Consider the following 23,386-nt stretch of genomic DNA (forward strand, 5'->3'; position numbering starts at 1 on the left):
AGAGCGGAGCGGGGGTGGGGGGAGCCGGGGGCTCAGCGCAGTTGCCACAGGTGGTCGGCGGTGCCGTTGTCGTCGTACTGCACGACCGGCGCGCTGTTGGCCGTCGACATCAGGTCGACGCCGAGCACCTTTCCCGAGTTCTTGTTGCGGATGCGGTACCAGCCGTCGCCGTTGGCCACGAGCTGCCACAGGTGGTCGGCGGTCCCGTTGTCGTCGAACTGCACCACCTGGGCGCTGTTCGCGGTCGACATCAGGTCCACGCCCAGCATCTTCTGCGAGTTGAGGTTGCGGATGCGGTACCAGCCGTCGCCGTTGTCGACGAGCTGCCACAGGTGGTCGGCGGTGCCGTTGTCGTCGAACTGCACGACGTGGGCGCTGTTCGCGGTCGACATCAGGTCGACGCCCATGACCTTGTTGGAGTTCTTGTTCCAGATCCTCAGGTAGTCGCCTGCCGGTGCCCACGGGGTGCCGTTGGGGGTGGCGGTGGGGAAGGCGGAGATCCGCAGCCGGGCGGCGCCCATCGGGATCAGCGTGACGGTCTCGACGGCCGCGGTGCTGCGGGCCGGGCTGGTCTGGAGCGGGTTGACGACCTGCTGTCCGTCCGCCTTCCACTCCGCGATACGGCGGGCGGGCACGGTGATCCTTACCGGCGTGCCGTCGTGCGTGAAGGGGTTGGCGGCCAGCGAGCCGCCCGACTTGGTGAAGGACGGGGACCCGGAGTCGAGCGCGAGCCCGTAGTTCCAGGGTGTGGTGGCGTGCACCTCGTACTCGGGGAACTCGGCGTCGCCCGCGTACCGCACGTAGTTCTCACCGATGTTCAGCGCGTACGTGAGCGGTCCGTGGTCGACGGAGACGGCGCCGTGGTTGGCGGACCAGGTGCGGACGGTGGTCTGCTGCGGGAGCTGGACGGTGACGGTGTCCCCGCTGTTCCAGGTGCGGCTGATCTTGGTGAAGGCGGGTCCCGAAGGGGCGCTGACCGCTTGGCCGTTGACGGTGACGCGCGGGGCGGAGCACCAGCCGGGGACCCGCAGGTACAGCGGGAAGGCCAGGGCGCGCGGTGCGGTGATCTTGAGCGTGACCGTGTCCGCGAAGGGGTAGTCGGTGGTCTCGGTGATGGTGACCGAGGTGCCGTCGGCGACCTTGGCCGTGACGCTGCTCGGTGCGTACATCGCGGCGGCCAGGCCGTTGTCGGGGGTGGCGAGCCACAGCTCCTCGGTGAAGTACGGCCAGCCCATGCCGTAGTTGTGCGGGCAGCAGCGGTACTGGTCGACGCCCGGCTGGAAGGACTGCATGGCGAAGCCGTTCTGGAACTGCCCTTGCGTCTTCGGGGTGTTGTTCAGATCGACGCTGTTGGCGCTGGTGATGTAGTGCACGCCCTTGCCCGCCGGGTCGAGGGCCGCGGGCAGTGAGTTGAAGGCCAGGTCCTCGCAGCGGTCGGCCCACAGCGGGTCGCCGGTGATCCGGGCCAGCAACTGGTGGCTGGCCATGAACTCCACGATGCCGCAGGTCTCGAAGCCCTGCCGGGGGTCGCCGAAGCCGGGTCTGGCGTTCTCGTCGCCCGCGAAGCCGCCGCCGGGGAACTGGCCGTAGGCGGACATCACCGCGGTGTAGTTCTGGTAGGCGGCCTGGGTGAGGGCGTTGGACGGCGAGCGGAGCGCGTACTGCGCCGGTTCCCTGAAGCCCTGGGCGATGTTGACGTTGTGCAGCGACGGGAGGTTGTTGACCCAGTTGGCGCCGCCCGCGTGGATCTTGTCGGCGAGGTCGAGCAGGTAACTCTCGCCGGTGCGGTTGTAGAGCCAGAAGACGCTGTCCAGGCCGTCGCCCCAACGCACCGACACCCAGCTCTGGTTGAAGGCACCGGGGCCCTGGGCGTTCATGTAGCGGAAGAAGGCGGACAGCAGCGGGATGATCCTGGTGTCCCCGCTGTACTCCTGCCAGTTGCGCAGTGCCCAGGTCAGCGGCAGGAACGGCCAGAAATCGGGGCCGCCGCCGAGCGAGGTGCGCAGGGCCGTCGGGCCGAAGAAGCCGTCGGACTGCCGGGTGGCCACGATGGCGTCGATCCAGCGGCGTACGGCGGCCAGCGCGGTGGCGTCCTGGGTGAGCACGGCGAGGTCGACATAGCCGCGCAGCCAGTACGGCACTTCCTCCCAGCCGGCGCGGTCGGGGTGCGCCCAGCCGCTGTTGTCCATGGCGAGGAAGTGCGAGATGTCGGCGTACCGGCCGCACAGACCGGCGAGTTGGAGGCGCAGTTGGCCGTCGAGCCAGCCGCGCGCGGTGACGGCGCCGGGCGGCAGCCGCAGGAAGGCGGTGGGGGCCAGCGGTGCGGCGTTCGGCGCGTAGAGGCCGCCGCGGGCGGGGGCGACACGGGCCGCGGCGGGGGTGGGGGCGGCCTGGGCGCCGCCCGCGAACCGCAGTTGGAGCCCTGCGGTGCCGGCGGCGAGTGCGGTGAGTGCGAACTGACGACGGTTCAGGGGCATGGGGGGTGGCTCCTGGTGGCTTCGGGTGGGGCGCTGCGGGGGCGCGAACCCTGGCGGCGACGGTCCTTCCAACGTTGGAAACGGCGGTGCCACCCGGAATGACAGCACGCAGGGATGGGCATGTCCAGAGCAGCGACAGAAGTCGTACGGGCCTGTCGGGGTTGTTGCCTGAGCACGGATCACAGCGGTGGGAAGCATTTTGGAAACATCGGGAACGACGGGTTGTCGAGGTGCCGCCGCGCGTATATAACGTTGTAAAGCCGAGGGAGGGAACGGGCGTTCCCACCCCCGGAGCGCCGCCATCTCCGCACGTCATACCGCCTCCTCGGGGAGCCCGGACCGGACCCCGGAAGCGCACCCGCCCCGGCACGGAGCCGGACCCACGTACGACTCGACGGCCGCTGCCGTCGCGACCAAGGAGTGTCGTGAGCATGACGAACCACAGAACCCGCGCACTGGCCGCCACCTGTCTGCTGCTGGCCACCGCAGGGCTGGCCGCCACCGGCTGCTCCAAGTCGGAGTCCAGTGACAAGGGCGCCTCCCCCTCCGGCTCGGACCAGGCGGCGCAGCAGCAGGTCACCACGGACCCGACGGCGTCCGGCGCGGGCTGCACCCTGACGGCGTACGGCGCCCCCAAGCTCGACCTGAAGAACGCGGTGGTGGGCTTCTCCCAGTCGGAGAAGGAGGACAACCCGTTCCGTATCGCCGAGACCCAGTCCATCAAGGACGAGGCCGCCAAGCTCGGCGTGAAGAAGCTGCTGACCACCGACGCGCAGTCCCAACTCCCCAAGCAGATCAGCGACATCCAGGACATGCTCGCGCAGGGCGCGCAGCTCCTGATCGTCGCGCCGCTCAACTCCGACGGCCTGGACCCGGCGCTGAAGGCCGCCGCCGCCAAGCACGTGCCGGTGATCACCATCGACCGGAAGATCAACGCCACGTCCTGCAAGGACTACGTCACCTTCCTCGGCTCGGACTTCGTCGAGCAGGGCAAGCGCGCGGCGGACGCCATGATCAAGGCCACCGGCGGCAAGGGCCAGGTCGCGATCCTGCTCGGCTCCTCGGGCAACAACGTGACCACCGACCGCACCAAGGGCTTCGTGGACGAGATCGCCGCCAAGGCGCCCGGCCTGAAGGTCGTCGCCCAGCAGACCGGTGACTTCACCCGTGACAAGGGCCAGCAGGTCATGGAGCAGCTCATCCAGTCCAAGCCGGGCATCACCGCGGTCTACGCGGAGAACGACGAGATGGGCCTCGGCGCGGTCACCGCGCTCAAGAGCGCGGGCAAGAACCCGGGCAAGGACGTCAAGGTCGTCTCGGTCGACGGCACCCGCAACGCCGTGCAGGCGATCGTCAACGGCACGTACAACGCGGTGATCGAGTCCAACCCGCGCTTCGGCCCGCTGGCCTTCGCCACCGCGCAGAAGTTCTACAGCGGCGAGGCGATCCCGGAGAACGTCATCATCTCGGACCGCGCCTACGACGAGTCCAACGCCAAGGCGTCGGTCGGCGGGGCGTTCTGACCTTCGGTCAGGAGGAACCGGTGGCGCGGCTCCCCCCGCGCCACCCCTCGGACAGGCGTACGGCGGGGTGCCTCCCCGCCGTACGCCGCACCATCGGCGGGTCGGCCCGCCGGGCTGTCGAGCCGGTGGGGGCGCCTGTAGCCCGTACGACCACAGGTCCGCCGCCTGCCGGCCAGCTCCACCCGTAAGAGCGCGCCCCACCCGTAGAGCCCGCCCAGCCCGTAGAGCCTGCCCCACCCGTAAGAGCCCGCCCCACCAGTACAGCCCGTCAGCCCGTCAGCCCGTAGAAGAGTTCCCGCTTCCCCGCGACCCCGGAAGGCCACGACCATGGCACCACCCGAAGCCGCCGCGGCCCAGTCCGCGCCGCCCGGTCCGCCGAGCCCGCCACCGGCGGCCGGAGCCGTACTGGAGGCCGTCCGCGTCAGCAAACGCTTCCCAGGCGTGGTGGCGCTCGACGACGTCTCCTTCACCCTGCGCGAGGGCGAGATCCACGCGCTGGTCGGGGAGAACGGCGCGGGCAAGTCGACGCTGATCAAGCTGCTCACCGGGGTCTACCGGCCCGACGACGGCGAACTGCGGCTGGCGGGCGAGCCGATCGCCTTCCACCACCCGCACGAGGCGCAGCGCGCCGGGATCTCGACCATCTACCAGGAGGTGAACCTGGTCCCGCTGATGAGCGTGGCCCGCAACATCTTCCTGGGCCGGGAGCCGAAGAACCGCTTCGGCCTGATCGACTTCCCCCGGATGCACCGCGAGACCGCGGAACTCCTCGGCGGATTCGGCATCACCGCCGACCCGCGCCGCCCGCTGCACACCCTGGGCATCGGCACCCAGCAGATGGTCGCGCTCGCCCGCGCCGTCTCCGTGCGGGCCCGGGTGGTCGTCATGGACGAGCCCACCTCGTCGCTCGAACCGCGCGAGGTCGAGACGCTGTTCCGGGTGATCCGTGAGCTGCACGAGCGCGGCATCTCGATCCTGTACGTCAGCCACCGGATGGACGAGCTGTACCGGATCTGCGACCGCGTCACCGTCCTGCGCGACGGGCGCCTCGTGCACAGCGGCGACCTGGCCGACACCGACCGGGTGCGGCTGGTCTCGCTGATGCTCGGCCGGGAGATCGCCGAGGTCCGCAGGCACGGTGCCACCAGCTTCGGCGAGGGCCACACCGCCGAGCGCCAACCGGTGCTCACGGCCAAAGGACTGACCCGTCGTCACCTGCTGCACGACATCGGCCTGGACCTGCGGCCCGGCGAAGTGCTGGGCCTCGGCGGCCTGTTGGGCTCGGGGCGCAGCGAGACCGCCAAGGCGCTGTCCGGGGCGCTGTCACTGGACAGCGGCGAGGTCACCGTCGGCGGGCACACCGTGCGCCGCCTCACCCCGTCCGCCGCGATCAGGGCCGGGGTCAGCCTGCTGCCCGAGGACCGCAAGGCCGAGGGCATCGTGCCCGGCCTCTCGGTCCGGGAGAACATCGTGCTGGCCGCGATGCCCCGGCTGTCCCGCGCCGGGATCGTGTCCCGGCAGCGGCAGGACCGGATCGTCGACATCTTCATGAAGCGGCTGCGGATCAAGGCCGCGGGCCCCGAGCAGAAGGTCGGCGAGCTGTCCGGCGGCAATCAGCAGAAGGTGCTGCTGGCCCGCTGGCTCTGCCTGGAGCCGAAGGTGCTGCTGCTGGACGAGCCCACCCGCGGCATCGACGTCGGCGCCAAGGCCGAGGTGCAGTCGCTGATCGACGACCTCGCGGGAGAGGGCCTGGCCGTCCTGCTGATCTCCTCCGACATCGAGGAGCTGGTCGAGGGCGCCGACCGCATCGTGGTGCTGCGCGCCGGAGCGGTGGCCGGTGAGCTGACCGGCGACGACGTCGAGGAGAGCGCGTTGCTCGCCGTACTGGCGGAGACCGGGGACGACGACAGCGCCGCCGCGCCGGACACCGACCCGGAACCCGCAGCCGCGGACCCGGAGCCCGTACCCGCCGACGCAGAGCCCGTACCCGCCGACGCGGAGCCCGCACCCGCCGACGCAGAGCCCGCACCCGCTCCCGCGGCGGATTCCGGCTCCGCCACCGCGAAGGAGGACCCGCGATGACCTCGGCCCCGTACTCACTCCCCCGCGGCCTGGACCGGTCGCGGATCGCGGACTGGCTCCAGCGGTACGGCGTGTACGCCGCGGTCGCCGCGCTGCTGGTCTTCAACGGCGTCTTCACCGACCACTTCATGACGACGGACAATCTGCGCACGCAGCTCGTCCAGGTCTCCCCCGTCGTCATCGTGGCGCTGGGCATGGCGCTGGTGATCGGCACCGAGGGCGTCGACCTGTCGGTGGGCTCCACGATGGCGCTGGCCAGCTCCGTGCTGCCGCTCTACCTCGGATACGGCCTGCTGCCCGCGCTGTCGGTGGCGCTGCTCGCCGGTGTGCTCGTCGGCCTGATCAACGGCTCGCTGGTGTCGCTGGTCGGGCTGCAACCCATCGTGGCCACCCTGGCGCTCTTCGTCGGCGGCCGGGGCCTGGCCCTGGTCATCGCCGACGGGAAGCTCAAGCAGATCGAGAACCAGAATCTGCTGGACCTCGGCACGAACAGCGTGCTCGGCGTCCCGATCGTCGTCCTGATCGCGGGCGTGCTCGCGCTGTTGGTCGCCTTCCTGGTGCAACGCACCACCTTCGGCCGCCAGTTGGTGGCCATCGGCGGCAACCGCGCCGCGGCCAGGCTCGCCGGACTCCCCGTCAAGCGGGTGCTGATCGGCGTGTACGTGCTGTGCGGGGTGCTGGCCTCGCTCGCGGGTGTGCTCGCCACCGCGCGGCTGACCGCCAGCGACCCGTCCTCGCTGGGCAATCTGATGGAGCTGTCGGCCATCACCGCGGTCGTGGTCGGTGGCACTCCGCTGACCGGCGGCTCGGTACGCGTCCTCGGCACGGTGTTCGGCGCGCTGCTGATGCAGCTCCTGCACGCCACGCTCGTCACCCACAATCTGCACGACTCCACCGCCCAGATGGTCCAGGCGGGCATCATCCTCGTCGCCGTCTACGTCGCCCGGGAGCGTCGATCCCGATGAAAGCCCTCGTGAAAACAGCCGCCCCCGCTCCCGCGCTCGCCGTGGCCGGTGACGCGCCGCTGCCGGTGAGCGCGGAGTCGCGCCCCTCCGGGCGGCAGCGCGCCGCCGAACTCCTCCAGCGCCAGGGCGTCCTGGCCGTCCTCGTCCTGCTCTGCCTGATCTCGTCCTTCGTCTTCGACTCCTTCGCCACCCTCGACAACACGCGCGGCATCACCATCCAGGCGTCGTTCCTGTCGATCGTCGCGCTCGGCATGACGATGGTGATCGTCACCGGCGGCATCGACCTGTCGGTCGGCTCGGTCTTCGCGCTCGGCGGTGTGCTGGCCGCGTGGGCCTCGCAGTACGGATTCCTGCCCGCGCTGCTGGTGCCGCTCGTGGTGTGCGGCGCGATCGGCACCTTCAACGGACTGCTGGTCGCGCGGGCCGGGATGGCCCCGTTCATCGTGACGCTGGCCTCGCTGCTCGGCGCGCGCGGGCTGCTGCTCGCGCTCACCCACGAGGGCGCCACCACGTATCTCGTGCCGCGCGGCTCGGCCTTCCAGGAGCTGGGCGGCGGCGCGGTGTGGGGCTTCGGCTACCCGGTGCTGATCGCGCTGGCCCTGTTCGGGGTCGGCGGCCTCGTGCTCCAGCGCACCTCGTTCGGCCAGGCGCTGTTCGCCGTCGGCGGCAGCGGTGACGCGGCGCTGCTGATGGGGCTGCCGGTGGCCCGTACGAAGGTGCTGGTCTATACGCTCAGCGGGCTGCTCGCGGGGCTGGCGGGCGCGTTGAACGCGGCCCGGCTGTCCTCGGGTGTGACCATCATCGGTGTCGGCATGGAGCTGGACGCGATCTCCGCGGTGGTGATCGGCGGCACGCTGCTGGTCGGTGGCGCGGGTTCGGTGTCGGGCACGCTGTGGGGCGTGCTGCTGCTCGGTGTGATCCAGAATCTGATCAATCAGATCGGTTCGCTCAACTCCTCCTACCAGTCGGTGGTCAGCGGCGGCTTCCTGATCGTGGTCGTCGTCGCCCAGCGCTATCTGTCGGCCGCCCGCCGGGGCACCTGACCGGGCCGGGAGGGGCCGTCCGCGATCCGCGGGACCGGCTCCAGCACACTGAGGCCGGAACCGCCGCGCCTCGCACGAGGTCGGCCGAGGGAAGGAACTCCGTGGGCGCCAGCCTGAAGGATGTCGCGCGACTGGCGGGCGTGTCCGTCAAGACCGTGTCGAATGTGGTGAACAACTATCCGCATGTCACGCCGGGGATGCGGGAGCGCGTGCAGCGGGCCATCGACGAGCTGGGCTACCGGCCGAATCTGACGGCCCGCCATCTCCGGAAGGGCCGCACCGGCATCATCGCGCTGGCCGTCCCCGAACTCGGCAACCCGTACTTCGCGGAGCTGGCCGGGGCCGTCATCGACGCCGCCGCCCGGCACGACTACACGGTGCTGCTCGACCACACCGCGGGCCAGCGCGAGAAGGAGGTGCTGGTCTCGCAGGGCTTCCGGGCCCATGTCATCGACGGCCTGATCCTCAGCCCGATCGAGCTGGAGGCCGCGGACCTGCTGGGCCGCATGGACGACGCGCCGCTGGTGCTGCTCGGCGAGCGGGAGTACGACGCCCCGTACGACCAGATCGCCATCGACAACGTGGCGGCGGCCCGTACCGCCGTACGGCACTTGACCGGACTCGGGCACCGGCGGATCGCGTTCCTCGGCGCCCGCAGGGAGAGCGCCAGGCAACCGGCGCACCTGCGACTGCGCGGCTGGCGCGAGGAGTTGGCGGCGGCCGGGCTGCCGGACGACGACTCGCTGGTGGCCGCCACCGACGGCTACGGCCGCTGGGACGGCGCCGCCGCGATGAACGCGCTGCTCGACCGCGGCACCCGCCCCGACGCCGTGTTCGCGTACAACGACCTGATGGCGCTCGGCGCGATGCGGGCCCTGGTCGAGCGCGGGCTGCGGGTGCCGCAGGACGTGTCGGTGGTCGGCTTCGACGACGTCGAGGAGGGCCGCTTCTCGACGATCGCGCTCACCACGGTGTCCCCGGACAAACAGGCCATCGCACGGCTCGCCGTGGAGCGGGTCGTGGCGCGGCTGACCGGTACGCCGCAGATCAGGCCGGAGCGGATCACGCCCGGATACACGCTGGTCACCAGGGAGTCGACCGCGCCCAGAGCGGGGTGAGCGCGCCGCGTAGCGTTGTCCCCGGGGGTCGGCCACCGGTGCCCGACCGTGGTCGCCCGCGGTCGCGCCCCCGGCCGGTTTCCCCGCCCGGTCTTCCCGTCGTCTTCTCTTCACCTTCCCGCCGCCCTTCCCGCCGTCGGACGCCCGCCGCGTCCGGCATCCGTCGCCCTGACCCCCTTTACGAGGACTGCCGATGCCCCGTCCCACCCCGCTCAGCGAACCCTTCGGCGCCACTCCCGACGGGTGGCGAGTGGAACGCTGGCGGCTCAGCTCGGCCGCCGGGGTGAGCGCCGAGATCCTCACCTACGGCGGCGTCCTGCACGCGCTGCACGTGCCCGACCCGACGGGCCGCCCCGCCAACGTGGTGCTGTCCCTGCCCGACCTGGCGGCGTACGCCTCCGACACCCCGTACTTCGGCGCGCTCGTCGGCCGTTACGCCAACCGGATCAGCGAGGCCCGCTTCACGCTCAACGGCCGCCACTACCGGCTCCCGGACAACGACGGCGGCCACAATCTGCACGGCGGCCCCGAGGGCTTCGACAGCCGCGTCTGGCGGGCGGAGCCGCTCCCCGGCGCGCTGCGGCTGACGCTGCACAGCCCGGACGGCGACATGGGCTTCCCCGGCGCGATGGACGTCACGGTGACGTACGCACTCGACGACGACGGGACGCTGTCGCTGGACTTCGAGGCGCGCAGCGACCGGCCGACGGTGGTCAACCTGACCAACCACGCGTACTTCAACCTGGGCGGGTCGGAGGCGAGGGACGGCGCCGAAGCCGCGTCGCGGATCGCGGGAGGCGACGTGCTGCGCCACACCCTGTACGTCGACGCCGACCGCTTCCTGCCCGCCACGCCCGAGTCCATCCCCTGGGGGCCGGAACAGGCCGTGGAGGGGACGCCGTTCGACCTCAACGAGCCGCGCCCCCTCGGCGACGGCGTGCGGGACGCCGACCCGCAGATCAAGACGGCCGGAGGGTACGACCACTGCTTCGTGCTGCGCGGCAACTCCGGCGGTACGGGCGAGGCCGTGGGCGAGCCGCGGGTCGCCGCCGTCCTCTCCGACCCCGACAGCGGCCGGGTGATGGAGGTGCGCACCACGCAACCGGCCATCCAGGTCTACACGGCCAACAAGCTCGACGGTTCGCTGACCGGCCCCGACGGGCGGACGTACCACGCGCACGACGCGGTGTGCCTGGAGACCCAGCACCTGCCGGACTCGCCGAACCACCCCGAGTACCCCTCGACCGAGCTGCGTCCCGACGAGGTCTTCCGCAGCCGCACCGAATTCCGCTTCCCGCACCTGGCGGGCGGCCGGTGACGAGCGCGCCGACCGCACCCCTGCTCGTCGTGGACGGCGCCAACGTCGTCGGCTCGGTGCCCGACGGCTGGTGGCGCGACCGGCGCGGCGCCGCCGAGCGGCTGCGCGACGCGCTCGTGCCGCTCGCCGCGTCGGGCCTCGCCGAGGACAGCGGCGCCCCGCCGTGGGCCCGTGGCCACGGGCTGGACATCGTCCTGATCGTCGAGGGCGCGGCGCGCGGCGTCGAGCCGGTACCCGGCGTACGCGTGGAGTCCGCGCCCGGCAGCGGCGACGACCTCATCACCGAGGTCGCCGCCCGCTCCCGCACCGCGGACCCCGACCGCCCGTGCCTCGTCGTCACCGCCGACCGTGGCCTGCGAGCGCGCGTCACGGAGGTCGGCGCGGCCGTCGTGGGGCCGCGGGCGGTCCGGCCACGCTGACGCCGGTGCCCCCGGGGGGCGGGGCTCCGGTGACGCCGCGCTCGCCGGAAGGCCGTGTCCGATTTCCGCCAGCGCGAGGCTCCGAAGCCCTCGCATACTGGGACGCGTGACAGTCGAGGACAGCAGATACGAGGCGGTGAGCAGCCGGGACGCGCGCTTCGACGGAGTCTTCTTCTTCGCCGTGGCCACGACCGGGATCTACTGCCGTCCGAGCTGCCCCGCGATCACCCCGAAGCGCGAGAACGTGTCCTTCTACGCGACCGCCGCCGCGGCCCAGGGCGCGGGCTTCCGGGCCTGCCGCCGGTGCAGGCCGGACGCGGTGCCGGGTTCCGCCGACTGGAACGCGCGGGCCGACGTGGTGGGCCGCGCGATGCGGCTCATCGGGGACGGCGTCGTCGACCGCGAGGGCGTCGCGGGCCTCGCCACCCGGCTCGGCTACAGCGCCCGGCAGGTGCAGCGGCAGCTCAACGCCGAGCTGGGCGCCGGGCCGATCGCCCTGGCCAGGGCGCAGCGCGGCCACACCGCGCGGGTGCTCCTCCAGACCACCTCGCTCCAGGCCGCCGAGATCGCCTTCGCGTCGGGCTTCGCGAGCGTGCGGCAGTTCAACGAGACGATCCGGGAGATCTACGCCGCCACCCCGACCGAGCTGCGCACGGACGCGCGCTCCGGGCCGGTGGGCGGGGCCGCCGGGGTGCCGCTCCGGCTGGCCTTCCGGGGCCCCTACGCCTCCGGGCGGGTCTTCGACTTCCTCGCCGCACGCGCCGTGCCCGGCGTCGAGGAGATCGTCGGCGCCCCCGGCAGCCGTACGTACCGCCGTACCCTGCGGCTGCCCCACGGCACGGGCATCGCCGAGGTCGCCGAGCGGCCCGGCAGGGGCAATTGGCTGGACTGCCGACTCCACCTGGGCGATCTCCGCGACCTCACCACGGCCACCCAGCGCGTCCGCCGGCTCTTCGACCTCGACGCCGATCCGTACGCGGTCGCCGAACGTCTCGGCTCCGACCCGCACTTGGCCCCGCTGGTCGCCGCCCTTCCCGGCCTCCGCTCCCCCGGCTCCCCCGACCCGGCGGAACACGCCGTCCGCGCCGCCCTGGGCGAAGGCGCCGCGCCGTTCTCCCCGGCGCCCCTGGCCGCCTTGGTCGCCCGATACGGCACCCCGCTGAGCGCCCCCGACGGCGCCCTCACACACCTCTTCCCGCGGGCCGAGGACCTGGCCGAGGCCGACCTGGGCAGCCCGGCCGGCCGCTCCCCCGTCAGAGACCTCTGCCGCGCCCTCGCCGACGGTACGGTCACCCTCGACCCGGGCGCCGACCGCGACGCCGCCGAACGGTCCCTCCTGACCATCCCCGGCATCACTCCCCTGACCGCGGCCCACATCCGCATGCGCGCCCTCGGCGACCCGGACGTCTTCCCCTCGACGGAGCCGGTGCCGCCCGGGACGGAGAGGTGGCGTCCGTGGCGGTCGTATGCGGCTCATTACTGGTGGGGGGTGGGAGGGGGAGGTCAGGGGTGAGGGAGCGCCTTGCGCGGGCGCACCGTCCTTCCCCTCTTTTGCCGCCCCTCCGCCTCCCCGCGCAGCCGTACCGCAGGGGCGCAGGCTCTTGGGCGCAGCGGTGCCCGGCTGGCTGGGTCAGGGGTGGGGCTTGTTCTTGAGGTTGTCCCGGCGGAGCCGTTCTTCCTCGAAGAGGCGCATGAACTTCCGCATGTGCTCGTCCGGTTCGGGGTCGGCCTCCTCGTCCTCGTCGGTGAGGAGACCCTGTTCGCGCAGTTGCTGGTCCTGGACCATGACGGGCGGGGTGGGGTCGGGGTCGGAGGGGCGGGGGCCCTCGGGGCCGTCGGGGCCGATGCGGATGAGGCGTTCGACGCGGATCACGCGGAAGTGGCGTCCTGCGACGTCGAGTTCGTCGCAGCGGTGTTCGTCGAGGTGGTCGGCGGCGCGGGAGTAGATCTCGCGTTGCTCGGGGCTGAGGTCCTTCTGCCAGGGGAGCATGACGCGCAGTTGCATGGCGAGGCCGTCGCGGGCCGCCTGCGGGGTGGTGGCGGTGCCGCTGGAGTCGGGGCGCCAACTGCCGCCGTCGCGTTCCGCGGTCATGAAGGTGGCGGGGAGCAGGACACCGCCGGGGTGGGTGTCGGCGGCGTGGCGTGAGTCGTCGCGGACGTCGGCGGGGACGGTGCCGCTTTTGCGGAGGGCGGCGAGGAGTTCCACCTTGAGGATGCCCTCGGACATGCCGGTCGCGTTGACGGGGTCGATGACCAGGCCCGCGGCGGGGTCGAAGCCGCCGGACTCGCCGGGGCCGCTCGGGTCGGGGTCGGTGTCGCGCGGGGGTTCGGGACCGTCGGGCCCCATGCGGATGAAGCGTTCGGCGCGCACCACGCGGTAGCGGCTGCCGCGTACCGTCACCTCGTCGAGAGCTTCCCAGTCCATGCGCTCGCCCGCGGCGAGGAGTTCGGCCCGGGCCTCGGCGTCACCGGCCTCGTCGGCCGCGTGGGCGAGGCGGCGGAAGTGGGAGCCGAGGCTGTCGCGGGCGTCCTGCGGGGCGAGTCCGCTGAAGTACGGGTGCAACTCCCAGCCGCCGGACTCCAGTTCGCACGCGATGCCGAAGACCGGGCCGCCCGCGAACAGCATCGAGGGGTAGGTCTTTCTCGCCTTCCACGCCTCGATGTCGGCGAGCGCCGCGACCGGGGACTCGGGCGTGGTGACCCGGATCGACTGGTAGGCAGGAACATCGTCGCCGTGCGCATCCATGGGACCAGCATGCCCACACCGCGGGGGCGTACGCGACCCATACGCCAAAGCCGTCATGGGTCCGTGAGTTGACGTGACGCGCGTCCACCGGCAGGTATGGGGGCAACAGTGGTTCAGACCGCGGGCTCCGCGAGCACGTGTCCGATGCCCTCGGGCGAGAGCAGATGCTGCACCGCCAGCCGCCGCGCGCCCTCAATGCCCGCCCTGCGGCCGAGCATCGTGGTCTCGATGGCGACGGTTCTGGTGGCCAGCGGGAGGGCCCTGCGGTAGACGGCGCCGCGGATGTCGGCGAGCAGGTCGTCGTGGAGGCTGGCGATGCTGCCGCCGAGCACGATGGTGTCGGGGTTGTAGAAGCTGACCAGCGAGGCCAGGACGTCGCCGAGCCGTTGGGCGGCCAGCCGTACCTGGCGGCGGGCCACCGGGTCGCCCGCGGCCACGAGGCGGACCACGTCGGCGGCGTGCTCGGCGGGCAACCCTGCCTCCCGCAGCTTCGCCGCGATGGCCGCTCCCGAGGCGACGGCCTCGACGCAGCCGGTGTTGCCGCAGTGGCACAGCACGTCGTCGTGGCCCGGTACGCGGATGTGGCCGATGTCGCCCGCGGCGCCGCTGGCCCCGCGGTGCACGACGCCGCCGGAGACGATGCCGCAGCCGATGCCCGTACCGACCTTGACGTACAGCAGATGGGCGGTGGCCGGACGGTGGCCGTACTCGCCCAGGGCCATCATGTTGACGTCGTTGTCGACGAGGACGGGCGCGTGGTAGCGCCCGGCGAAGAAGCCCGGGACCCGGTAGCCGTCCCAGCCGCGCATGATCGGCGGCCGGATCACCGTACCGGTGCGGGCCTCGACCGGGCCCGGCACGCCGATGCTGATCGCGCGTACGTGGTCGGCGGGGTGTCCCGCGTCGGCCAGCAGGCGGCCGATCTGCTCGTGCACCCCGGTCAGTACGGCCTCGGGTCCCGCATTGATGTCGAGGGCTTCGGTGGCTTCGGCGAGGACCCGGCCGCCGAGTTCGGCGACGGCGACCGTGCGGTGGGTGGCGCCGAGGTCGACGGCGCAGACCACCGCGTTCCGCGAGGCGAGTTGGAGGGTGAGCGGCGGGCGCCCGCGCTCGGTGGCCATGGTGCCGGTCTCGACCAGCAGTCCCTTGGCGATCAGCAGGTCCACCCGCTGGGCGACCGCGGCCCTGGACAGCCCGGTGGCGGTGGCGAGTTGGCTGCGCCGGGTGGCGCCGCCCGCCACCAGTCCCGCCAGTTCGCTGAGCGCGGTCAACTGCCGGTCGCTTGCGGCTGTCACCGGTTCCTGCCCTCCCCTGCGCCGTACGTCCGTCGTCCCGGTGCGCGTCCTGTGCGGCCCGGCCCCCGATTTATGACAGAAGATAGCGGAAATATTGCCATTGTCAACCGAAACAGCGGTGGCTAGCGTTTCAAGCAAGCGGAAAGGGAGGGCACTTGTGGGCGGGACTAGCTCGGTTACAGCGGGTTCTTCGCTGCGCACGTCATCGCGTCCGGCACTGCGTACGGCCATCGCCGGTGTGGGGATGATCGGCCAGGTGCACCTGGACGCGGTGCGCAGGAGCGGTGCCCCGGTGGTCGGGGTCAGCGCGTCGACGCCCGCGCGGGCCAAGGAGGCCGCGGCGGCGCTCGGGGTCGAGCGGGCCTTCGACTCCTCGGAGGCGCTGGTCACCAGTGACGACGTCGACGTGGTGCACATCTGTACGCCCAACGACGCGCACGCCGGGCTCGCCGAACTGGCGCTGCGGGCGGGCAAGCACGTGGTGTGCGAGAAGCCGCTGACCACGTCGTCGGCCACCGCGGACGCGCTCGCGGCGCTCGCCGCGGACAGCGGTCTGGTGGCGGCGGTGCCGTTCGTGTACCGCTACCACCCGATGGCGGCCGAGGCGCGGTCCCGCGTGCTGGACGGCCGGGCGGGCGAGGTCCGGCTGGTGCACGGCCACTACCTCCAGGACTGGCTCTCGGAGCCGGGCGACACCAACTGGCGGGTCGACGCGGCGGCGGGCGGGCCCTCCCGCGCCTTCGCCGACATCGGCTCGCACTGGTGCGACCTGGTGGAGTGGGTGACCGGGCACCGGATCGCGGAGCTGACCGCGGTCAGCCAGACCGTGGACCGTACGGGTCCCGCCGGCGACGGCGGCGCGCGGGTCAGGCCGGACACCGAGGACGTGGTGCAGCTCCTGTTCCGCACCGACCGCGGCGCCACCGGTTCCGTGACCGTCTCGCAGATCTCGCCCGGCCGGAAGAACCGGCTGTGGTTCGAGGTGGACGGGACGCGGACCTCGCTCGCCTTCGACCAGGAGAACCCCGAGTCGCTGTTCGTCGGCAGCCGCGGTGAGAACGCTGCGGTGCTGCGCGACCCGGCCACGCTCTCGCCCGCCGCGGCCCGGCTCTCGGTGGTACCCGGCGGCCACCCGATGGGATATCTCGACTGTTTCGCCGCCTTCGTCCGCGATGTGCACGCAGCGATCCGCGCCCCGGGCGCGGCGGGCGGGTCCTCGGCCGACGGCACCGGGGGCACGTTCCCCACCTTCGACGACGCCGCCCGCATGGTGCGCCTGACCGAGGCCGTACTGAAATCGGCGGCGGACCGGACCTGGAAAGAGGTCTCCTGAGATGAAGCTGGGCTTCCTGACCGCCTGCCTTCCGCAGCTCCCGCTGGACGAGATCGCCGCGTGGGCGGCCTCGCACGACTACCAGTCGCTGGAGGTGGCCACCTGGCCGTCCACCGGCTCACGGGAGTTCGAGGCCAGCCACATCGACGTGACCGGCTTCGGCAAGCAGCGGGCCGACGAGGTGCGCGGCCTGTTCGACCGGCACGGCCTGACGCTGTCCGCGCTGGCGTACTACGAGAACAACCTGCACCCGGACGAGACCCGCAGGGCGGAGATCGCCGCCCACGTACGCGCCAATGTGGACGCCGCCCAACTGCTGGGCGTGGACTACGTCGGCACGTTCGTCGGCCGCCACCCCGGTCTGACGGTGAAGGAGAACATCGCGCTGGCCGAGCGGGAGCTGCCGCCGCTGGTGGAGTACGCGGGCGAGCGCGGTGTGAAGATCATCATCGAGAACTGCGTGATGGAGGGCTGGCACCCGGACGGTTATCCGGGCAACCTCGCCTACTCCCCCGAGCTGTGGGAGTGGATGTTCGGCCTCGGCCTCTATCTCAACTACGACCCCTCGCACCTGCTGTGGCTGGGCATCGACCCGGTCGAGGCGCTGAAGCCGTACATCGACCGCATTCCGCACGCGCAGGCCAAGGACGCGCAGCTCGACCCGCGAGCCAGGGACCGTTACGGCTTCTTCGGCCGGTCGGTGGCGCGGACCGACGGCTGGGACAGCGGCTGGTGGCGCTACCGGGTGCCGGGGCTCGGCGACGTCGACTGGCGCCGGATCGTCGACACCCTTTACGAGGGCGGCTTCACGGGCACGCTCTCCGTCGAGCACGAGGACCCCGTCTGGAGCGGCGACGTCCAGCGGATCACCCAGGGTCTGGAGATCGCCCACCGCACGCTGCGGCCGTTGATCGTCGGCTGATCCGACCGCGTGTCACCGCCGGCCGCCGCTCCCCCGCACCACCCGCACGCGCAGTACCCGCCGTACCCGCACCCGCCGTACTTCCAGGAGGCATCGTCACGATGGCCACGCCCTTGAGCATCCAGCTCTACACCCTCCGGGACCAGATCGCCGCCGACCGCGACGGCACGCTGTCCCGCCTCGCCGGGATCGGTTACACCGCCGTCGAGGCGTACGACCCCACGGCCGACCCGACCGGTTTCCGCAAGGTCGCCGACGACCTGGGGCTGAGCGTCAACAGCACGCACGCCTACGCCCTGTTCGACAAGGAGGCGTCGGAGGTCTTCGACGCGATCGCCACGGTCGGCACCGACCTGGTGATCATCCCCGGCGGGATCGCGCACGAGGAGTTCACCACCCCCGACGGTCTCTCGCGCACCGCGGACCTCCTCAACGGCTTCGCCGAGAAGGCCGCCGAGCGCGGTATGCGGATCGGCTACCACAACCACTGGTGGGAGATCGAGCCGCGCTTCGACGGCAGGACCGCGCTGGAGGAGCTGGCGGACCGGCTGGCCCCCGAGGTGTTCCTGGAGGTCGACACGTACTGGGCGGCGGTCGGCGGGGCCGATGTGCCGGCGCTGCTGCGCGCGCTGGGCGACCGGGTGCTGGCGCTGCACGTCAAGGACGGTCCCGGTGTGAAGGACGAGCCGCACACCGCGGTCGGCAAGGGCAGCATCGACGTGCCGTCGATCCTGGCCGCCGCGCCCGACGCGCAGCGGATCGTCGAACTCGACTCCTGCGCGGGCGACATCTTCGAGGCCGTCGCGGAAAGCCTCTCCTACCTCACCGCGCTGGAGCGTTCATGACCACAGGCCCGGTCGGCGTCGCCGTCGTCGGCGCCGGTGTCATCAGCGCGCAGTATCTGGACCATCTCACCGCCTTCCCCGACCTGCGGGTGCTCGCCGTCGCCGACATCGACGTCGAGCGGGCCCGTACGGCGGCCGGGACGTACGGGATTCCGGCCGCGGGCGACCTCGCGTCGGTGCTGGCGATCCCCGAGGTGGAGATCGTCGTCAACCTGACGATCCCGGCCGTGCACGCGGAGGTCGCCACGGCCGCCCTCCAGGCGGGCAAGCACGTCTACGGCGAGAAGCCGCTCGCGCTGGCGCCGGCCGACGGGGCGAAGATCCTGGCCGAGGCGCGGTCGCGCGGGCTGCGGGTCGGGAGCGCTCCCGACACCTTCCTCGGGGCCGGGCTCCAGTCCGCGCAGCGGGCGCTGGCCGCCGGGGTCATCGGCGAACCGGTGAGCGCGACCGCCGTCACGCAGGGGCCCGGCCCCGAGTCGTGGCACCCGAACCCGGAGTTCCTCTTCCAGTACGGTGCCGGGCCGCTGTTCGACATCGGTCCGTACTATCTGACGGCGCTGGTCGCGCTGTTCGGGCCGGTGGCACGGGTCTCGGCCTCGGCGCGGCAGGCGCGTGCCCAGCGGGTGATCGGTTCCGGGCCGAAGGAGGGCACGTCCTTCGCGGTGGAAGTGCCCACGCACGTGCACGCGTTGCTGGACTTCGCCGGTGGCCCCAGCGGCTCGGCGACCTTCAGCTTCGACTCCTCGGTGCCGCGCCGCCTCATCGAGGTCACCGGCACCGAGGGCACGCTGTCGCTGCCCGACCCGAACACCTTCGAAGGGCCTTTGCAGGTCCGGGCGTTCGGTGACGACGACTGGCGTGACCTGCCCGTCACCGGTACGGTCGCCGGTCGCGGCCTGGGCGTCCTGGACATGGCCCGCGCCATCCGGGGCGGCACCGAGCACCGCGCCTCCGGCGAACTCGCCCAGCACGTACTCGACTTGATGGCCACGGTGACGGACGCCGCGCAAGAGCACACCGTCCGCACCCTCGAAACCAGCGCCCCGGCCGTGTCACCGCTGCCGGACGCGTGGGACCCGGCGGCCTCGACGCTGTCCTGACGCAGCGGTCGACCACCGTCGGCCCCGGTCGGCCCACCCGTGGGGGGATGGGTCGACCGGGGTTTTTCTGAGTACCGTTCACCGCTGCGCAGGTGGGTTCGCCGGTAGCCAGCGAGCCGAAGGCGGCTTCCCCCTAGGCCGCGGGCAATTGGTAGTCGGGGAAGTTGCCCGGGAGGCGGTCGAGGGTGGGGCCCTCGGTGACGGCGTGGACGAGGAGTTCGCCGCCGACGAAGGCGCCGCGCCAGGAGGCGCCGAGGCCGCCGAAGAGTTCGTCGCGGTCACCGCGGGAGCGGGGCGCGCCGCGGCCGACCTTGAAGGCGCGGACCTGGGAGGCGAGACGTTCGGTGGTGCGCGGGTCGTCGCAGGACAAGGCGGCCACCAGGGCGCCGTTGCTGGCGTTCATGGCGGAGAGCAGCTCGGCCTCGGTGTCGACCAGGACGATCGTGTCGACGGGTCCGAAGGGCTCGGTGTGGTGGAGCGGCGAGGACGGCGGAGGGCCCAGGAGCGTGACCGGGGCGAGGTAGGCGGAGGTGTCCTGGCCGGGGAGGAAGAGGCCGGGGTCGAGGGCGCCGTGGTGCAGCGGCACCGCGCCGCGGTCGACGGCCTCGGCGACCAGATCGGCCAGCTCCTTCGCCTTGGCCGCGTTGATCAGCGGCCCGAAGTCGAGGGCGGGCAGCGGGTCGTCGGGCGTGGCGACGGCCAACGGGTGACCGGTCCTGACCGACTTGACCGCCGGGAGGTACGCGGCGAGGAAGTCCGCGAAGCGGGAGCGCTGGACGACGAACCGCGGGTAGGCGGTGCAGCGCTGCTTGGCGTAGTCGAAGAGCTTGGGGATCTGCGCGCCGAAGGCGTCCCAGTCGCTGTACTCCCACAGACCCCAGCAGTTGAGCCCTTCCTGTTCGAGGATGTGCCGCTTGCCGACGTCGGCGACGGCGGTCGCGATCCGGGCGCCGGTGTCCCGGCCGCCGACGAAGGAGACGCAGCCGATCTCCGAGGACTGCACCAGGGCCTCGGAGAGTTCGCCGCCGCTGCCGCTGACCAGCGTGACGGGAATGCCCTCGCGCCTGGCGAGCGCGGCGGCGAGGGTGAGGCAGGCCAGGCCGCCGTCGGTGGGCGTCTTGGCGATGACCGCGTTGCCCGCGAGCGCCTGGACGAGCATGGCGTGCACCAGCACGCTCATCGGGTAGTTCCAGCTCGCGATGTTGGAGACGGGACCGGCAAGTGCGGTGCGGCCCGCCACCATCGGCTCGATGCCGTCCACGTACCAGCGGACGCCGTCGATGGCCCGGTCCACGTCGGCGCGGGCCAGCCGCCAGGGCTTGCCGATCTCCCAGACCAGCAACAGGGCCAGCAGGTCGCGGTGTTCGGTGAGGGCGTCCAGAGTCGCCGAGACGCGCGCCTTGCGGTCGGGCAGCGGTACGTGCCGCCAGCTCCGGTGTTCGTCGAGCGCGGCGCGTACCGCCTGTCGCGCGGTGGCCGCGTCGAGCCGGGGCGGCCCGGCTATCGGGCTGCCGTCGACCGGTGAAGTGGCGGGCAGCGGGCGGCCGTCGGCCTGCCAGCGGCCGTCCCAGAGATTCAGCACACGGTCGTCGCGGAATGCCTCGGGCGCGGTCCGCAGGGCGCGCCGCCACGCGTCGCTCCAGGCCGTTCCGGGCTTGAGGATGAGGGTCATTCGGAACTCCGCTCTCGTCGGGGGGCGGAACTCGCGCGGCGCACCACCGCGCGTCTGCCGACGATAGCGACTGGACTCCCGGGGGTTCCGGTGTTCGACCACGGGTGTGTCGGTCGTCACCGTGCCCGGCCACGGCACGGGAGGAGGCGGGTTACGGCGCGGGAGAGCGGGGGTCACCGCACGGGAGAGGGGCCGGCCGACGGGATGCGCCCCCTGTGCCGGCCGGCCCCACTGTGTCCCCCGTGTACCCCTGTGTGACTAGGGGTAGCTGGTCAGGTACGTGACCTGATGGCCGCTGTTCACGGCCGCTCCCGTGGTGTTGATGACATGGCTGATGGTGCCGACACCGCCGAGCGAGACGGTCACCATGTCGTGGAACTTCACCCCGGAGGTGTTGGGCACCTGGAAGGAGTTGGCCGACACCACCGAGGAGTTGGCGGAGAAGTAGCAGTAGCTGCCGAGCCCCCACGCCTCATGGCTGGTGACCGAGTCGGCCACCTTGTAGGCGGGGTAGCCCTGCGAGGAACCGTTCATCCAGGAAGCCTGGTTGGGCGGGTCGTAGGGCATCTCGTTCTGGAAGAAGTACGTTCTGCCGCCGTTGCCGTTCCACTGCACCTGGGTCTGCTGGTAGTGCTCGACGAACAGGCCGTACATGGTGACGTTCTGGCCGTTGACGACGAGGCCCGTGGCTGCGGTGTTGGTGTTCCAGCCGACGGTGCCGCCGTTGCCGTGGTCGGCGCGCCACAGCCACATGTGGTCGCCGATGACGTTGTTGCTGTTGACGACCAGCGACTGGGTGGCCTTGCCGACGGCCGCGCCGCCGATCCGGAAGAAGACGTCGGACAGGCTGGTCGGGTCGGCCGCGTGGTTGGCGGACGAGCCGGCCGGGCCGATCTGCATCAGCGTCTGGGAGTTGGTGGTACCCGCGTCGATGAGCAGCCCGGCCAGCTTCACACCGTCCACGTCGGCCGTGGTCAGCGCGGTGACGCCGCCGTCCGGGACGAGCGTGGCCAGACCGAGACCGAGGACGACGGTGTCGGGCCGGGTCACGTTGATCGTCTGGTTGAGGTGGTAGACACCCGGCGTGAACAGCAGGTTCTTGCCCGCCGCGAGCGCCGCGTTGATGTCGGAGGCGGTGTTGCCCGGCTTGACGATGAAGAACTGGTCGATCGGCAGCGACTGTCCCGCCGGCGTCTTCCCGCTCCAGGTGGTGCCGGACGCGTTGGACTGGAGGGCGGGCACGAAGACCTGGTACTTGCCCGCGCTGTCGATGTACAGGAAGGGCTTCTCGCGCACCACGGGCGCGCTGGCGACGGTGGTGTACGTCGGGAAGCTCTGCGCGGGCGCGCCCTTGTCGCCGACGAAGACCATGTTCCAGTTGGAGCCGCTCCAGGACCCCATCTCGGTGTCCTTGGTGAGGAACTGCTGCTGGGAGCCGGACTGGATCTGCCCGTCGATCTTGGAGTCGGAGATGAAGCCGCCGCTCGACCAGCCGCCGTCGTCCAGCGCGAGGTTGCCGCGGACGTGCATCCGCCGGTACGGGGCGGCCTGCGAGACGGCCCAACGGTCGCTGCCGCCGGTCGGGTTGACGGACATGTTCTCGGCGTCACGCCAGAAGTTCTGGGTGGCGTTGCCCTGGAACCAGTCGGCCTCGGCGTGCACCTTGCCGTTGATGGTGACCGAGTCGGGGCTCAGGCCGAGTCCTGCGACCTGGGTGTAGAAGCCGACGTTGACGTCCGCGCTGTAGGTGCCGGGCTTGAAGAGCACCGCGTAGCGCTGGCTGCCGAACTGGTTGGTCTCCTGCTGGCTGAAGATCGAGTTCAGCTTGGACTGGATGGTCGAGGCGGACATCGACGGGTCGAAGACGACCGTGTTCGGGCCGAGGTCGGGGTCGCCGCCGCTGGGCGGGGTGGTCGGCGGCGTGGTGCCGCCGCCGCTGCCGCTGACGTTGAACGACTGCGCGGTGGTGCCGTTGCACGTGTACTGCTGGAGCTGGACGCTGTCGGCGGTCGACGCGCCGGGCACGTCGAGGCACTTGCCGCTGTTGCGGTTGACGAAGTGGAAGGCGCCGCTGCTCTCGGCGACGGGCTGCCACTGCTGGTTGCTGCCGCCGCCGTACAGCCAGAGCTGTGTGGTGGCGCTGTCGGCGGTGGAGACGCCGGTGACGTCCCACACCTGGGCGGGCGCGGTGGACACGCCGATCCGGTAGTAGCCGCTGTCGGTGGCGGTGAACTGCCACTGCTGGGCGGCGCTTCCGTTGCAGGCGTACTGCTGCACCGCTGTGCCGTTGGCGGTGGCCGCGGCGCGCGCGTCCACGCACTTGCCGCTGCTGACGCTGGTGACGCTGGCCGGGGCGGCCGGGATGGTGGCGGCGCCCGCGTCCCGTGCGGTGACCAGGGCGATACAGGCCGAGACCGGCAGGACGAGCGCCGCCGCTATGGCGGCTGTTCGTCTGCGGGTGCGGGATGTGCGGGTGGGCGTGCCGGGCACGGTGGGGACCTGAGTCACACGTGTCTCCTCGGTCGCGT

The 23,386-nt window shown here is 72.0% G+C and carries 17 protein-coding genes; 12 read left to right on the plus strand and 5 right to left on the minus strand.

The genetic code is table 11. The features are described 5' to 3' along the window. Positions 1 to 32: 32 nt before the first annotated feature. Entirely contained in the window at positions 33 to 2,477 is a 2,445-nt protein-coding gene (locus ACIP4Z_RS34090; RefSeq protein ID WP_401314345.1) for an RICIN domain-containing protein, read from the minus strand. Positions 2,478 to 2,908: 431 nt separating this feature from the next. On the opposite strand from ACIP4Z_RS34090, the gene ACIP4Z_RS34095 reads away from it, so the two are divergent. The 8 genes from ACIP4Z_RS34095 (at position 2,909) to ACIP4Z_RS34130 (ending at position 12,458) form a co-directional block, all read left to right on the plus strand. Then, positions 2,909 to 4,000 carry an ABC transporter substrate-binding protein gene (locus ACIP4Z_RS34095; protein WP_355347747.1) on the plus strand — a complete coding sequence of 364 codons (1,092 nt, stop codon included), beginning with the start codon at positions 2,909 to 2,911 and terminating at the stop codon, positions 3,998 to 4,000. A gap of 327 nt (positions 4,001 to 4,327) precedes the next feature. After that, positions 4,328 to 6,082: an ATP-binding cassette domain-containing protein gene (locus ACIP4Z_RS34100; protein WP_401314347.1), complete on the plus strand. Its 1,755-nt coding sequence runs from the start codon at positions 4,328 to 4,330 to the stop codon at positions 6,080 to 6,082. Beyond that, a complete protein-coding gene (locus ACIP4Z_RS34105) occupies positions 6,079 to 7,047 on the plus strand; it encodes an ABC transporter permease (protein WP_355347753.1) in 969 nt (322 codons plus the stop codon). Before ACIP4Z_RS34100 ends, ACIP4Z_RS34105 begins: the two co-directional genes overlap by 4 nt. Next, entirely contained in the window at positions 7,044 to 8,090 is a 1,047-nt protein-coding gene (locus tag ACIP4Z_RS34110; RefSeq protein WP_188285164.1) for an ABC transporter permease, read from the plus strand. The genes ACIP4Z_RS34105 and ACIP4Z_RS34110 overlap by 4 nt, the downstream gene beginning before the upstream one ends. Positions 8,091 to 8,191: 101 nt before the next feature. Next, complete coding sequence (locus tag ACIP4Z_RS34115) at positions 8,192 to 9,208, plus strand: LacI family DNA-binding transcriptional regulator (protein WP_355347756.1); 1,017 nt, start codon at positions 8,192 to 8,194, stop codon at positions 9,206 to 9,208. A gap of 193 nt (positions 9,209 to 9,401) precedes the next feature. Continuing rightward, positions 9,402 to 10,526, plus strand: coding sequence for an aldose epimerase family protein (locus tag ACIP4Z_RS34120; RefSeq protein ID WP_401314350.1), 1,125 nt, complete (start codon positions 9,402 to 9,404; stop codon positions 10,524 to 10,526). Beyond that, positions 10,523 to 10,945 carry an NTP pyrophosphohydrolase gene (locus ACIP4Z_RS34125; protein WP_391160679.1) on the plus strand — a complete coding sequence of 141 codons (423 nt, stop codon included), beginning with the start codon at positions 10,523 to 10,525 and terminating at the stop codon, positions 10,943 to 10,945. Before ACIP4Z_RS34120 ends, ACIP4Z_RS34125 begins: the two co-directional genes overlap by 4 nt. 106 nt (positions 10,946 to 11,051) lie before the next feature. Continuing rightward, positions 11,052 to 12,458 carry an AlkA N-terminal domain-containing protein gene (locus tag ACIP4Z_RS34130; protein WP_401314352.1) on the plus strand — a complete coding sequence of 469 codons (1,407 nt, stop codon included), beginning with the start codon at positions 11,052 to 11,054 and terminating at the stop codon, positions 12,456 to 12,458. A gap of 117 nt (positions 12,459 to 12,575) precedes the next feature. Here the strand turns inward: ACIP4Z_RS34130 and ACIP4Z_RS34135 are convergent, their stop codons facing one another. Together ACIP4Z_RS34135 and ACIP4Z_RS34140 are read right to left on the minus strand one after the other, a co-directional pair. Beyond that, positions 12,576 to 13,691: a DUF5954 family protein gene (locus tag ACIP4Z_RS34135; RefSeq protein ID WP_355347768.1), complete on the minus strand. Its 1,116-nt coding sequence runs from the start codon at positions 13,689 to 13,691 to the stop codon at positions 12,576 to 12,578. A 113-nt stretch (positions 13,692 to 13,804) separates the two neighbouring features. After that, a complete protein-coding gene (locus tag ACIP4Z_RS34140; protein WP_317452715.1) occupies positions 13,805 to 14,986 on the minus strand; it encodes an ROK family protein in 1,182 nt (393 codons plus the stop codon). A 157-nt stretch (positions 14,987 to 15,143) separates the two neighbouring features. Between ACIP4Z_RS34140 and ACIP4Z_RS34145 the strand changes: the two genes are divergently transcribed. From ACIP4Z_RS34145 to ACIP4Z_RS34160, 4 genes are all read left to right on the plus strand, one after another. After that, a complete protein-coding gene (locus tag ACIP4Z_RS34145; RefSeq protein WP_391160688.1) occupies positions 15,144 to 16,319 on the plus strand; it encodes a Gfo/Idh/MocA family oxidoreductase in 1,176 nt (391 codons plus the stop codon). 1 nt (position 16,320) lies between these two features. Beyond that, positions 16,321 to 17,241, plus strand: a complete 921-nt coding sequence (locus ACIP4Z_RS34150) for a sugar phosphate isomerase/epimerase (protein WP_355347775.1) — start codon at positions 16,321 to 16,323, stop codon at positions 17,239 to 17,241. 101 nt (positions 17,242 to 17,342) lie between these two features. Further along, positions 17,343 to 18,086, plus strand: a complete 744-nt coding sequence (locus ACIP4Z_RS34155) for a sugar phosphate isomerase/epimerase (RefSeq protein ID WP_355347778.1) — start codon at positions 17,343 to 17,345, stop codon at positions 18,084 to 18,086. Beyond that, the gene (locus ACIP4Z_RS34160; protein ID WP_401314356.1) at positions 18,083 to 19,186 is read left to right on the plus strand and encodes a Gfo/Idh/MocA family protein; all 1,104 of its coding nucleotides are present in this window, start codon (positions 18,083 to 18,085) and stop codon (positions 19,184 to 19,186) included. Before ACIP4Z_RS34155 ends, ACIP4Z_RS34160 begins: the two co-directional genes overlap by 4 nt. A 133-nt stretch (positions 19,187 to 19,319) precedes the next feature. Here the strand turns inward: ACIP4Z_RS34160 and ACIP4Z_RS34165 are convergent, their stop codons facing one another. Further along, entirely contained in the window at positions 19,320 to 20,858 is a 1,539-nt protein-coding gene (locus ACIP4Z_RS34165) for an aldehyde dehydrogenase family protein (RefSeq protein WP_401314358.1), read from the minus strand. Between the two features lie 258 nt (positions 20,859 to 21,116). After that, complete coding sequence (locus tag ACIP4Z_RS34170) at positions 21,117 to 23,366, minus strand: RICIN domain-containing protein (protein WP_391050685.1); 2,250 nt, start codon at positions 23,364 to 23,366, stop codon at positions 21,117 to 21,119. Positions 23,367 to 23,386: the final 20 nt, after the last annotated feature.

Source organism: Streptomyces sp. NPDC088910, assembly GCF_044749865.1.
Lineage (GTDB): Bacteria > Actinomycetota > Actinomycetes > Streptomycetales > Streptomycetaceae > Actinacidiphila.

Excerpts from the sequence above, each read along its gene's own strand:
- ACIP4Z_RS34150 (WP_355347775.1), top strand. The coding sequence starts at position 16,321 with ATGAAGCTGGGCTTCCTGACCGCCTGCCTTCCGCAGCTCCCGCTGGAC.
- ACIP4Z_RS34090 (WP_401314345.1), bottom strand. The coding sequence starts at position 2,477 with ATGCCCCTGAACCGTCGTCAGTTCGCACTCACCGCACTCGCCGCCGGC.
- ACIP4Z_RS34100 (WP_401314347.1), top strand. The coding sequence starts at position 4,328 with ATGGCACCACCCGAAGCCGCCGCGGCCCAGTCCGCGCCGCCCGGTCCG.
- ACIP4Z_RS34095 (WP_355347747.1), top strand. The coding sequence starts at position 2,909 with ATGACGAACCACAGAACCCGCGCACTGGCCGCCACCTGTCTGCTGCTG.
- ACIP4Z_RS34135 (WP_355347768.1), bottom strand. The coding sequence starts at position 13,691 with ATGGATGCGCACGGCGACGATGTTCCTGCCTACCAGTCGATCCGGGTC.
- ACIP4Z_RS34110 (WP_188285164.1), top strand. The coding sequence starts at position 7,044 with ATGAAAGCCCTCGTGAAAACAGCCGCCCCCGCTCCCGCGCTCGCCGTG.
- ACIP4Z_RS34155 (WP_355347778.1), top strand. The coding sequence starts at position 17,343 with ATGGCCACGCCCTTGAGCATCCAGCTCTACACCCTCCGGGACCAGATC.
- ACIP4Z_RS34160 (WP_401314356.1), top strand. The coding sequence starts at position 18,083 with ATGACCACAGGCCCGGTCGGCGTCGCCGTCGTCGGCGCCGGTGTCATC.
- ACIP4Z_RS34165 (WP_401314358.1), bottom strand. The coding sequence starts at position 20,858 with ATGACCCTCATCCTCAAGCCCGGAACGGCCTGGAGCGACGCGTGGCGG.
- ACIP4Z_RS34120 (WP_401314350.1), top strand. The coding sequence starts at position 9,402 with ATGCCCCGTCCCACCCCGCTCAGCGAACCCTTCGGCGCCACTCCCGAC.
- ACIP4Z_RS34105 (WP_355347753.1), top strand. The coding sequence starts at position 6,079 with ATGACCTCGGCCCCGTACTCACTCCCCCGCGGCCTGGACCGGTCGCGG.